This is a genomic window from Tenacibaculum sp. AWR4_210 (assembly GCF_056160945.1).
This window is the reverse complement of sequence record NZ_JBSWYF010000010.1, coordinates 104,102-116,438: the sequence shown is the minus strand read 5'-3', so window position 1 is coordinate 116,438 and position 12,337 is coordinate 104,102. Positions and strand designations below refer to the sequence as shown.

Sequence of the window (12,337 nt, the reverse complement as noted above, 5' to 3'; positions counted from 1 at the left end):
TCTATTGTCCACAAGTAGGCTTAGGACCGATTATTAGTTTTGGGACGAATTTATGAGTGGTTAGATGCAGACAAAAATATCTAAAAATACGGCTATGGCCGTGGTGATAGCCAATATGATTGGTACTGGAGTATTTACGAGTTTAGGGTTTCAATTAGAATACCTACAGAATACGTGGAGTATTTTGATTTTGTGGGGACTCGGAGGGGTAATGGCCCTGTGTGGTGCTTTTTCCTACGCTGAGCTCGGAACTAGTATGCAGCAATCGGGCGGAGAGTATCATTTTTTGTCTAAAATGTACAATAGATACATAGGGTATCTTTCCGGATGGGTTTCTTTAACGGTGGGATTTGCTGCTCCTATAGCCTTGGCAGCCATGGCAGCAGGCGTTTATTTACAACAGTTTACCACTGTTAATTCACGAGTTATAGCCTGCTTGCTAATTGGAATGATAGGACTCGTCCACCTGTTCGATCTTAGAAAAAGTAGCCGATTTCAGTTAGTAACCACAGCGTTTAAGCTAGTCCTTATCACAGTCTTTATCATCATTGGACTTTGGGAAGATACTAGCATAAATGCCTTGGATTGGAGCGCTCATTGGACAGCGGAGATAGTGCTTCCGTCTTTTGCAGTTTCTTTTGTATACGTAAGCTATGCTTATTCTGGTTGGAATGCAGCGGCTTATATTGTCGATGAAATAAAGGAGGTACGTAAAAACCTACCTAGGGCATTGATTGGGGGAACAATGGTTGTCAGTAGTTTATATGTGCTGTTACAAGTAGTATTCTTAAAACAAGCCCCGATTTCGGCCTTACGAGGAACTTTAGAAGTAGGCGAATTAGTGGCTTATCGAGTTTTTGGTTCAAACGGCGGAAGATTGATGAGTGCAGGAATTGCATTGATGCTCATCTCCAGTATCAGTGCCATGGTATGGGTGGGGCCAAGAGTGACGCGAGCCATGGCAAAAGATTTTGCCGTATGGTCCGTATTTGAAAAAAATAACAAGAAAGGAGTACCGCTACGTGCTGTGGTTTTACAAACAGTAATGGCAGTTTTGATGGTAGTCACAGGTTCTTTTGAAGCCATATTGACCTATAGTGCTTTCGTACTGCAACTATTTATGTCATTAACTGTATTTAGTGTGTTTCTATTACGACGATCCCAGGAAAGAACTGTTTATCAAAGTCCGATGTACCCTGTGCCACAATTGCTGTTTTTAGGAATGAGTTTATGGGTGTTGGGCTACCTATGTTATGAACAAGGAATGCAGGTACTCATCGGTATAGCCCTACTCATGGTGGGTAGCTTAACCTATATAATTAATGAATATTTAGAACAAAAACGCAATCAGAATGGATAGTTTATCAAGTTTTTTAGGAAAAAAGAAATCGGTCAGTAAAGGTGTTTTATGGGCAGTGATAGGAGCGGTGTTTATGAGTTTAGATCCGCTGTTTATTAGGTCTTCAGGAGTATCTGGTTATGATACCGTGTTTTTGTTTGGTTTGTATACTTCTGTATCCATGGCGATACTCGTTCAGCAACAGGAAAAACGAACGATCATTAGCGTCATACGTCGTGATGGATGGCCCCTAGTTTTAACCAGTTTGCTGATGTTAGGTAGTGCTACTGCTTTTGTACTGAGTGTAAAAAAGACAACAGTAGCCAATGCGTTCATGATCCAAGCAGCTACGCCGGCGGTCGCAGCCTTATTAGGATGGCTGCTCTTAAAAGAAAAAACCAAAACAACTACTTGGTTGGCTATTATAGGAGTAACTATCGGAGTAGGTATTGTTGTACAGGGCTCTTTGGGGAGCATTCATTGGAAGGGAGATTTGTTAGCATTGGTTTCAGTTTTTTGTGTAGCGATGATATTTACGGTTCTTAGAAAATATCCTGAAATGAATCGGATAGCCTTGGTAGGACTGGGCGGATTCCTTTTAGCAGTTTCGATGTTTATGAACGCACAGCCAGCTACTTATTCATGGAAGACTTGGGGAGTAATGGCGGTGATGGGGTTGCTGACAGCTCCATTAGGAAGAGTGGCAGGTATGATGGCAACTCGTTATATAAAGGCATCAGAAGTGACCTTGACACTGATGTTACAAAATGTATTAGCTCCTGTATTGGCGTGGTACATCTTTGATGAAGTTCCTAGTCTAAGTACAATACTTGGAGGTGGATTGCTATTTAGCACGGTGTTGTTGTATACATTGAGTCTTGTATTTCGTGAAAATAGTACCGCATAAAGCACCTTTATTAAATAAAACAGGCTACGACATATCAAGATCTTTGTATCGGATAGAAAATTAAAGAGAATTATGAGCTTAAAGAAGAATAGTTTGCGTTTAACTGGAACTAAAATTTGTGTGTTGTTAACCGTTTTTTTAGGATTTGGATGCGGAGCAAAGCACACCAGTACTGACCAAAAAAACAGTTCAGGGCATCACAGCGGACGTGACTTGCAAAAACATCTCGATGCTCCGAACAGAGATGCTTGGCAAAAACCAAAAGAAGTACTGTTAGCCATAGGTTCGTTAGAAAATAAAAAGGTTATGGACATTGGAGCTGGAACCGGTTACTTCTCATATAAATTGCTGGATGCCGGAGCTGAGGTTATCGCAGCAGATACGGATGATTATTTTATAGAGTTGCTTACGACAAGATCTCGAGAACGAGCAAGAAATTCAAAAGCGCTGGAAATTCGAAAAGTGCCTGTCGATAGTCCAGAATTGACGGAAGGAGAAGTGGATGTAGTACTATTAGTAGATACCTATCACCACATTCACAACCGTCAGGCTTATTTTAAAAAAGTAGCTAGGGGCTTGAAAGAAGGAGGGCAGTTAGTAATTGTGGATTATAAAAAAGACAGTTTTCTCAATGAGGGGCCTCCTCGTGAAATGCGATTGACACCTGAAACTGTGGTGGATGAATTAACGACGGCGGGTTTTGTCGATTTTGATATTAGAACAGAGTTGCTCCCAAAGCAATACCTAATTAAGGCGTTTAAGAAAACTTCAAAACGCGTATCAGGGACAGCGTTTATGAAAGAGTATTGGAATGAAAATTATGCAAAGGAAGCTTATATGTTCGGTACTGAGCCCGATGGGTATTTTGCAGCGCAATTGAACAAATTCCAACCAGGGAGATTACTGTTGCCAGCAGAAGGTGAGGGAAGAAATGCTGTGTATGCAGCAAGTTTAGGGTGGAATGTTACTGCTTATGATTACAGCGTTGAGGCTAAACAAAAAGCATTGCGATTGGCAAAAAAACACGGTGTCACCATCAACTACGAGGTTCAAGATGCAATTCATGCAACTTACACAAAGGAGTCTTTTGATATGGTGGGCTTTTTGTTTGTTCATTTTGAGGGAGATGAACGTGTCATGATTCATGAAAAATTAGATAGTCACTTAAAGAAAGGAGGGATTCTCGTTCTTGAAAATTTTAGTACTGAGCATCCGAAATACAATAAGCAAGGACCTCAAAAAGAGAGCTTGCTATACGCGAAAGAAACAATACTTAAGGATTTTCCCAATTATGAAATTTTGGATTTGACCGTAACTCACGAGGTATTACACGAAGGTAGTAAAGAACCTTTTGAATGTTCGGTTTTGCGATTTGTGGGGCGCAAGAAATAGGATGAGCTTTAGTGGTTTTGGTTGCAATCAACGCGCTGAATTGAAAACGAAGGCTCAGCATAAAAGGAAATAACATTGTTCAATAACGAAGAGTAAAAAGAGTAGCATATATTTAACAAAGATTATGAAACGTAAAGCATTAGATCATTTTATAGAAGAATTATCAAATATTTGGGGACCATTAACTTCCGAGCTAACACTCCAAAGTAAAGTATTATTGGAAGAATTAATGAAGACGAGTAAGCAGGAGACATGGATGGAGGAATTGAAGGAACAAAAACTACCGTCCAAGGAAATTTATCGAAGTGACAAACACGGTTTTGTGTTAATGGGGCACGTTGAAAAACGAGGAGATCAAAGTCCTCCTCACGATCATGGTAGCGGATGGGTAATTTATGGTACGGTGGAAGGACAGTCAAAAATGGGACTGTACAATCGAGTATTTTACCCCGATGGTTCGATGCAAGTCGTTCAGAAGGATGTCTATGTATTGAAAGCAGGGGAATGCAGTGTGTACTTGCCTGGAGATATTCACGATACTTTGACCTTGGAAGAAAATACGGTGATGTTGCGATTGACGAGCTGCGATTTCCTTCAAGAACTCAATGAAGGGCGCTTGGTACGATACGCAAACACGGCTACTCACTGGTAACCGGTGAATACAAAGGATATCCCGCTAGCATAGCAACGTTTTTTTGATTCGTAGTTGCCGTTATACCTGTGTCAAGGGCAGTAGTTCGAATACCAAAGGAATTATATAGCTGTAGAACAGCACTAACAGGAGTATTGCAATACAATTTAATACGATTCCGGCACGCATCATTTGTGGAATTTTTATGTGACCACTGGCAAAAACGATGGCATTAGGTGGTGTAGACATCGGAAGCATAAAAGCACAACTCGAAGCCATCGTCACCGGAATAAGTACCTGTAGTGTATTCATCTCTAAGCCGAGGGTAATTCCGACAACGGTGGGAGCAAAAATGGCAATAAGTGCGACATTACTCATAAGTTCTGTCATAAACAAGACAAGCGAAATCAGTAATGCAGCAATGAGTAAGGAACTAGTAGAAGACCATTGACTAACAAGGTTACCTATAACATCGATGAGTCCTGCATTGGAAAGTCCCTTTGCTAAAGCCAATCCACCGCCAAAGAGTATTACGATCCCCCAAGGTAAACGAGTCGTGTCATCCCAAGCGAGTAGGGGGTTTTTTTTATAGAGAACCACAAAACAACTCATGGCAGCAACCATGCTAATACTGGTGTCAGAAAGATGGAGGGCAGGGAATAGTTGATTGATTGTGTTTTTCGATATCCATGCAATGACCGCTGTGATGAATATTACGAGAACGTATTTTTCAGCTTTCTTCATGGGACCTAATTGTTGAATTTCTCGTTGAAGCAAGGCTGCTGATTGTTCAAAGTTTCCCAGTCTGTTAGGGTACATGATTTTGGTGAGCGTTAGGTAAATCATTCCCAGCATAATTACGGCAAAAGGAATTCCTACAAGCATCCAGTCAATAAAAGAAACACTGTAATTATATTCACTTTCCATAAAACCAGCAAAAACGATATTTGGAGGAGTACCTATTAAAGTAGCGATCCCTCCAACGTTAGCAGCATAGGCAATTCCGAGCATGATGCTCAGTGAAAAGTTCTGGTCATTTTTAGTAAATCCGTCTGCGTCGTTTATGAGTAACTGAATTACTGAGTAGGCAATGGGGAGCATGACTACAGTAGTAGCCGTATTACTGATCCACATACTCAAAAATGCGGTAGCGATCATAAAACCTAGAATTATCCTATTCGGACTGTTTCCTGTGTATCGAATAATATGTAGGGCTATTCTTTTGTGAAGTTTTACTTTTTCCAGCGTTAAGGCCATGACGAATCCACCAAAAAATAAGAAAACGATAGGATGACCGTAATGACTAGTTACTTGTTGCATGTCCATGATTCCAAGTAAAGGAAAAAAGGTCAGCGGGATAAGTGCGGTCACTGGAATGGCAACTACTTCGGTTATCCACCATAATATCATCCAAATAGCAATACCTAAAACGGCATCTGCTCCTGCTGATAGGAGTTCACAGGGACTTAAGGTAAGTAGTAGGCAGAGTGCAGGTCCTAGAAATAGAATAAGAAGTTTCTTCATAAAAGTTATTAATAGTCTGGTTGGTAGTTACAAACATAGTCTTTTTGACTAAAATGTAAGGTGATGAGGTTATTTAACTAAAATAGTTGGGTAGTAAATGAGGTGAACAGCAAGCATAAAAAAACCCGTTCTAGATGAACGGGAAAATTGCTATGAAAAAGAAAGTCTAAGGACGTCTCCTAAGACAATCATGAAATTAATAAAATTTTTTGAATTGACCTTGTTTTTTGGAAATATTTCTACTTTTTTTTCGTTTTTTCTTGTTTTTCCGATGCTTTTGTTGCTTGTTTTTTCGTTTTAAAAATTTGATTCCTAGGTAGCTACCGGTAGCGCATACTACGGTGCCTCCTATCAATAAAAAGATCATAATAATGTCCCATAAAGGGCGATTCCAGGCCAAAAAAGAGAAATCCAAACTGTGTAAACCATGGTAAATCCATCGTTGTACACGGTTTTTAGGTGCACATTTGTACACAACTTGCGTTGTTTTAGGATCGATGTAGTAATAAATTTTAGAGGTTGTTTGGACCCGAATAATCGGTAGTGATTTACTGTTGTGCCTGCTGTAATAGTAATCGTCGTAGTGATTTAGTAAGGTTGCACTTTGGATGTGATGGTGACTTGGAAATTTTTTAACGGTATTTACATACTGCGTTAATTTAGGGATGGTTTTATTGTCCAAAGCTACCAGACGTTGTCCATTCGCATCGCCAATACTTGCGTAATATTTTTGTTGGAATAGTTGTAGCTGGATTTCTTTAAATGGCGTTTGTTTACACAGTACTGAAAGGTTGTTCCAGGTCGATGGTGATATAGAGGCAAGAGTTTTTGCACTGGCCTGCCATGTGCGAAATTCAGCTTTAGAAAGGCCTGTACTCGGGGTCCAGCTCAAGGGCGTCATGCTCATCCAACCGCTGAAAATCCAAGTTGTTATAAATATTCCAAAAAATAAACCGAAATAATAGTGAAGGTTATACCACTTGTTTTTAAATCTTTGGAATGGTTTTTTTGGTTTTTTCTGAAAACGGACCCAACCCGTAACAATCCCTGTAAGTACCATCACAAATCCCAATCCAGATAGCCAGACGATAAGTTGGAACCAAAGCTCGTTATGAATGCGTATGTCTTTGAAGTAAATCCAATGAGGAATGGCACCTAGCCAGGCCCACATTCGATCACTGGCAGTCGTATGTGACAGTATTTCTCCAGTAACAGAAGAAATGTAGACATACGGGGTGTCGGGGCTGTCGAAGGTTACTTTGTAAATAGGGAGGTGCTTGAGGTAGCGAGTTCTCGGAATCCACTGATCCAGGGCAGTCAAATGGGTGACCGATCCTTTTGCGGTTGTTTTTAATGCTTCTTTTGCCAGTAAGAATGCTCGTTCACTGTTGGTAGTTAGCTGTTGCCCGGTATCTCCATATCTAGAAATAAGGGTGCCGTTACTGGAGGTTAGGTGATAAACAGGACGCTGTAGCTGATAGTTAATTCGGAGTTGGTGTAAGGTGTCATTACGGTAATCGGGAAAAACTTCCGAAGGGGCTTTCAATGTTGCAGTTGTAGCGCTTTGTTGTAAGGCTCTCTTTTGTGAAGTACTCAAAAAAGGAAAGCTCTTATACATCATGACAATTCCGGAAAGAAACCAAATGAGAAAGAGGAAACTAAAAAACGTTCCTAACCAACGATGAAGGGTAATTATTTTCTTCATGAAATAAAAAGAGTGCCCTCGACAAGGGAGGGCACTTCGGTTTATAATTTATAAGCTAATGATATTCTGAAATTACGACCTTGTCCTACAAAGAACTGACGATCGTAAATAGCATCTGTGTAATACAGTGTATTGGCAAGGTTGTTAATGTTTACCCCTATGCGCACGCGTTTGGCTTGATAGTAGATAGTTCCGTCTAGGGTAGTATAGGCCGGAAGCGTAAAAGTATTGCTCGAGTTGGTGAAATTACTACTCACGTAGTTTCCTCCAAATCCGAGTCCGATACCGTGCAAAGCTCGCGATTGGAACTCGTAGTTGGCCCAGAAATTAGCACTGTGTTTCGGAGCAAAACGCAGTGAGTTACCGGGAGCTACACGTTGTAATTGAGGGTTGTATGACCGTACCTTTGCATCGACAAAAGCATATCCTGCTTTTAGGTAGAATCCAGGAACAGGCTGTGTTTCAATATCTAATTCAACTCCTTTAGAATCGGCTTCTCCAATTTGTTGGTAATCATTGACACTCGTTCGTTCAACAATGTTATTTTTAAGTAGGTAGTAGGTTGATAAGGTTGCGGAAAAACGTTGGTTTTTCTGATACTTAACACCACCTTCTATTTGGTATCCCTTTTCCGGATCAAAAACAACACCATTGGGAGCTACTCTTCGAGAAGGTTTAAAATAATTAGAATACGAAGCAAAAAAGCTCAGCGCATCAGGAATGGGTTGGTAAACAACTCCCGCGCGATAGGTAAAGGCAGTTGGTGGGATCGTGGTGCGCGTTCCTGAAGTAAGCACAACGCGATCCTTGTTGAGTTCATCTCTGTAGTAGGTTCCATCAAAAATATCATAACGCAGACCTATCATGGCTTTAAAGTGCTCTGAAATACTAATGGCATCTTGTAGGTAAAAACCACTGACAAATTCTTCCTTAACATCTACTTTGTCGTCAACAGCTTCGATATGTCCTTGGTTTAATACGGGGTTTTGAACAGAAATGGTCGTAAACGTACCAGGGCCAATCACCTTACCTCTAAAGGTTTTTCTATCCAAAAAACTCAAAGAATTTCCGAGTAAAAGTTGGTGTTTTATACTACCCGTTGTGGCTTGAAAACTATAATCGAGCTGATTTTGTAATGTTTTTGTTTGATGATTAAAATAGAAAGGAAAATTTCTTTTAATAGCGTCTTTAGTAGCGTTTAATACTAAGAATTCTGTAGAGAGGTAATCAATATCGTCACTTGCATAGGACAAAAGGTTGGTAAGTTTTGATGTTTCAGAAAACTCATGCGTGTATTTTAATTGAGCGTCGTAGCGTTTGTGTTTGAGATAATCCTGCGGATCGTTATAACGTGTTTTTGGATCCAAGCCAGGTACTAGTGAACCGTCGTCGTCCATCGGAATTCCCGTATCGGTGTCGTATTGGTCGTCATTGACTTGTAAGTAAAAATCCAAACGATCTTTAGAGCTCGGAGTATAGGTCAAAGCAAAAGATCCGTTGTTGGTAGCCACGCCGTAGTCTCGCCACCCTTGGCTTCTGGTCAAACCAAAGTCTGTTCGGTATCGGAGTTCAGGAGAAATGGAACCTCCAAAACCAGCACTCATGGTATAACTTTTATAGCTACCATAGCTAATAGTAAAGTTACCAGTATCGTGAAGGGTTGGTTTTTTTCGAACGATGTTGATAATTCCTCCTAGCGCTGAGTGTCCGTATAGTACACTTGCAGGGCCTTTTAAAACTTCGATACGAGCAACGTTGGCAAGGTTAGTACTTGGAGCACTTGTCGATATATTATGACGCTCATCACGCACTCCGTCTAGCAATAAAACAAAATTGTTAAATCCGCGAATTCGGAAGGTTTGAAAACCACCGTAACGATTAATAGGTCGAACTCCAGTGGCACTTTTTACCGCCGTTCCTAAATCGTCCACTCCGCGTTGAAGGAGCAATCGTTGATCGACGCTGTTGGTAGTAACGGGAGCATCGATATCTTTAATAGGAAGTTTTCCTACAGCCAGAACAGCAGGCTTCATACCTTGTTTCCTAGCGTCGATTTGCACCTCGTCCAAAGCGATGACTTCTTTTTGTAGAAAAAGAATAAATGGCTCAGAACTTGACAATGACGCAATGTTCTTTACTACGGTTTCATAGCCGATTTTTGAAAATTGAACAGTTTTAGTTTTAGTAGGTACTTGAAGCTGAAAATGGCCATTGGCATCGGTATGGGTACCTTTGCGTACATTTTTAAAGGCTACAGTGACATTGGAAATGGTTTTTCCGGTTTTCAGGTCTTTTACGGTTCCTGAAATTGTAGTGTATGATTGCGCATTGGCAACAATAGCCAACAGCATAAATACACTGCATAATACAAATTTTTTCATCTGCTGAAAAATGAGTTTTAAGCAGGTAATGTGCAGAAAATACTACGATGAGTAGTTGTATATTTTCTAACCCTTTACCCGAGAGTTACTAATAAAATTATGAATTGTTGGCAGGTCTCCTGACTCGGTTCCGAACAATCGCCTTCCCACTAATGTTAGCAGTGACTTAATTGATTGCTCGTTGTAAATAAACCTCACAGTTGCGGGAACAGTTTTGGATTTTCACCAAATTCCCTTTTAATTTTTACCAGCGTAAAAAACCAAAAATCGGGCGTAAAAGTAAGGATTTCACAGAAATGACCAAGTTGTATGTAATTTTAATTAGGAGAAAAGTAAGTACAGGCTTGAAGGCTTTGAATATGAGAGATTTTTTTTAAGTTTACCTGATGAGTAGCTTAGAACCTATAGAATTTGAATTTCATCCTGCAGACGAGGAAGCTCTGGATGAGGTACTTGCACTGTTTAAAGAAACAGCATTGAAAATTCAAGCTAAAAATGTGGACCATTGGCAGTATTGGATTCATCCTCCTATTGAAAAAATTGCCTGGGTCAAAGAAGGCTTGTCTCGAGGAGAGTACTATTTTATCCGAGATCTCCAAGAGAAAACCATCGGTATGGTTAGAATCATGGAAAAAGATGAATACTATTGGGGATTGCGAGATGACCAGGCATTTTACGTACATTCTTTGGTAATCAAAGAAGCCTATAACGGTCGTGGACTGGGGGCTTTAGTATTGCAAAAAATTGCAGTAAAAGCTCGAGCAAAAGACTGCGAGTTTTTGCGTCTTGATGCCGTAGCCACTAATGTGAAACTGTGTCGTTTTTACGAAAGTTTAGGATTTGTAAAAGTCGGTGTAAAGAAAGTCCCTTTATCGTCGAATAATTTATACCAATTACCATTGTAAAAAGTATCCTATGATAAGTGAATTAAATAAAAAGTTGAATGAAAAATTAAGACGTGATCTTATTGAAATGGAGCATCGCGTAGCTGGATTGACGAGTTCCTATCAACCTATACAAAAAGCATTGTCTCTTTACAAAGAGTACGACCTGGAAACCTATAAACGAGAAGTCGAAAGTGATTTGTTGCGAGCCATTCCATATTGGAAAACCATGCAGTTGCAAGATGCTACTACCTACGATGCCATTTTATTTGAGTATAGCGATCAGGAGCTACCACCATTCGAAAGTTTTTCGTTCGGCCTTTATAATATGAGAGATTATAAATTAACCATTGACCCTCACTATTATGAGTATGCAGAATTTGGTGAATGGAATGTCGGATACGGTGTGTCTTTAGATCCTTTTGCGGTATGTGCTCCATTCCATGTTGAGGCCGTGGAAGAAGAAGATGTGTATGATAAAATGCATTATGAAGATGAAAATTCAGGAGTGAAAGAATTGAATTTATGGGCTGATGCAGCTGTGAAAAAAATACTAAATGAGGTATTCGCTGCTGCTGATGCACAAGGATTGTTTGATGATTTGGAACTGAGAAAAGGAGGTGCCTTTATGTATAATGTGCACGATGTAGGAAGTGTTCAAGATCCTTTCTATCTAAAACAATAGGGTTCAATATTACCACGCGTTTTTTAAAACATAAGAAAGGAATAAATTCAGGATACTGTTGAAGCTGTGCTTGGCGTACTTTTGAAATAGCCCACTAAATTTATTTGTTAAATTGAAAGCAACCTATATGCATTAATAGCTTTCTTTATTATATTTGCCACACTGTTGCAATAATTGAATTTCAATGATACAAATAAAACAAGTAAGCAAGTCGTTTAAAGGGCATACTGCGGTAAACAATTTGAATTTACAAATTGAGCAAGGTGAAATTCTTGGACTGTTAGGAGCTAACGGAGCTGGGAAATCAACGACGATCAATATGTTATTGGGGTTTTTACAACCTGATACCGGAAGTATCACGGTACAAAATTTAGATACGGTAAAAGATACTGCCAAGGTGAGGAAACTCATAGGATATATACCAGAAAATGTCAATTTATATCCTTATTTAACGGGAGTTGAAAACCTGGATTATTTCTGTAGGCTAGCAGGAATCTCTTACAGTAAAAAAGAACTCAAAGATTTTTTATTGACCTGTGGATTGCAGGAGGAAGCACATAGTCAAAAAGTGGCAGGGTATTCGAAGGGAATGCGTCAAAAAGTAGGGATTGCCATAGCCTACGCGAAAAAAGCAGAAGTTTATTTGTTAGACGAGCCGGCGAGCGGATTAGACCCGTTGGCGAGTAATGAACTTTCAGAGTTATTGAAAAAACTGGCTTCAGAAGGAGCCGCAATTTTAATGGCTTCACACGATATTTTTAGAGTACGAGAGGTGTGCAACCGCATTGGGATATTGAAAAAAGGAGTACTTGTTAAACAGTTGTCTTCAGCAGAGGTTAGCGCCAATGAACTGGAACAATTGTACTTGGAGTTTATGAAAAATTAGGGC

10 protein-coding genes and 1 riboswitch are annotated in these 12,337 nt (G+C 39.9%); of the genes, 7 read left to right on the top strand and 3 right to left on the bottom strand.

Annotation, left to right across the window (positions count from 1 at the left end; all coding sequences use genetic code 11):
• Window positions 1-64 precede the first annotated feature (64 nt).
• The 4 genes from ACXAG7_RS16910 (at window position 65) to ACXAG7_RS16895 (ending at window position 4,290) form a co-directional block, all read left to right on the top strand.
• On the top strand, window positions 65-1,360 hold the full coding sequence (locus tag ACXAG7_RS16910) for an APC family permease (RefSeq protein ID WP_476667558.1): 1,296 nt from the start codon (window positions 65-67) through the stop codon (window positions 1,358-1,360).
• Entirely contained in the window at window positions 1,353-2,246 is an 894-nt protein-coding gene (locus tag ACXAG7_RS16905) for a DMT family transporter (protein WP_476667557.1), read from the top strand. The genes ACXAG7_RS16910 and ACXAG7_RS16905 overlap by 8 nt, the downstream gene beginning before the upstream one ends.
• A gap of 72 nt (window positions 2,247-2,318) precedes the next feature.
• A complete protein-coding gene (locus ACXAG7_RS16900; protein WP_476667556.1) occupies window positions 2,319-3,638 on the top strand; it encodes a methyltransferase domain-containing protein in 1,320 nt (439 codons plus the stop codon).
• A gap of 124 nt (window positions 3,639-3,762) precedes the next feature.
• Complete coding sequence (locus ACXAG7_RS16895; RefSeq protein WP_476667555.1) at window positions 3,763-4,290, top strand: hypothetical protein; 528 nt, start codon at window positions 3,763-3,765, stop codon at window positions 4,288-4,290.
• A 60-nt stretch (window positions 4,291-4,350) separates the two neighbouring features.
• Here ACXAG7_RS16895 and ACXAG7_RS16890 read toward each other — a convergent pair whose 3' ends face one another.
• The 3 genes from ACXAG7_RS16890 to ACXAG7_RS16880 form a co-directional block, all read right to left on the bottom strand.
• Window positions 4,351-5,793 carry an SLC13 family permease gene (locus ACXAG7_RS16890; RefSeq protein WP_476667554.1) on the bottom strand — a complete coding sequence of 481 codons (1,443 nt, stop codon included), beginning with the start codon at window positions 5,791-5,793 and terminating at the stop codon, window positions 4,351-4,353.
• 196 nt (window positions 5,794-5,989) lie between these two features.
• Window positions 5,990-7,498, bottom strand: a complete 1,509-nt coding sequence (locus ACXAG7_RS16885) for a PepSY domain-containing protein (RefSeq protein WP_476667553.1) — start codon at window positions 7,496-7,498, stop codon at window positions 5,990-5,992.
• Between the two features lie 41 nt (window positions 7,499-7,539).
• Window positions 7,540-9,879, bottom strand: coding sequence for a TonB-dependent siderophore receptor (locus ACXAG7_RS16880; protein WP_476667552.1), 2,340 nt, complete (start codon window positions 9,877-9,879; stop codon window positions 7,540-7,542).
• 92 nt (window positions 9,880-9,971) lie between these two features.
• A riboswitch (cobalamin riboswitch) is annotated at window positions 9,972-10,159 on the bottom strand.
• 106 nt (window positions 10,160-10,265) lie between these two features.
• Here ACXAG7_RS16880 and ACXAG7_RS16875 point away from each other — a divergent pair.
• The 3 genes from ACXAG7_RS16875 to ACXAG7_RS16865 all read left to right on the top strand — a co-directional run bounded on the left by ACXAG7_RS16875 (window position 10,266) and on the right by ACXAG7_RS16865 (window position 12,334).
• Window positions 10,266-10,784 (top strand): N-acetyltransferase family protein, encoded by a 519-nt coding sequence (locus ACXAG7_RS16875; RefSeq protein ID WP_476667551.1) that lies wholly within the window; start codon window positions 10,266-10,268, stop codon window positions 10,782-10,784.
• A 10-nt stretch (window positions 10,785-10,794) separates the two neighbouring features.
• Window positions 10,795-11,448: a hypothetical protein gene (locus tag ACXAG7_RS16870; protein WP_476667550.1), complete on the top strand. Its 654-nt coding sequence runs from the start codon at window positions 10,795-10,797 to the stop codon at window positions 11,446-11,448.
• Between the two features lie 184 nt (window positions 11,449-11,632).
• Window positions 11,633-12,334 (top strand): ABC transporter ATP-binding protein, encoded by a 702-nt coding sequence (locus ACXAG7_RS16865; protein WP_408044726.1) that lies wholly within the window; start codon window positions 11,633-11,635, stop codon window positions 12,332-12,334.
• Window positions 12,335-12,337 lie beyond the last annotated feature (3 nt).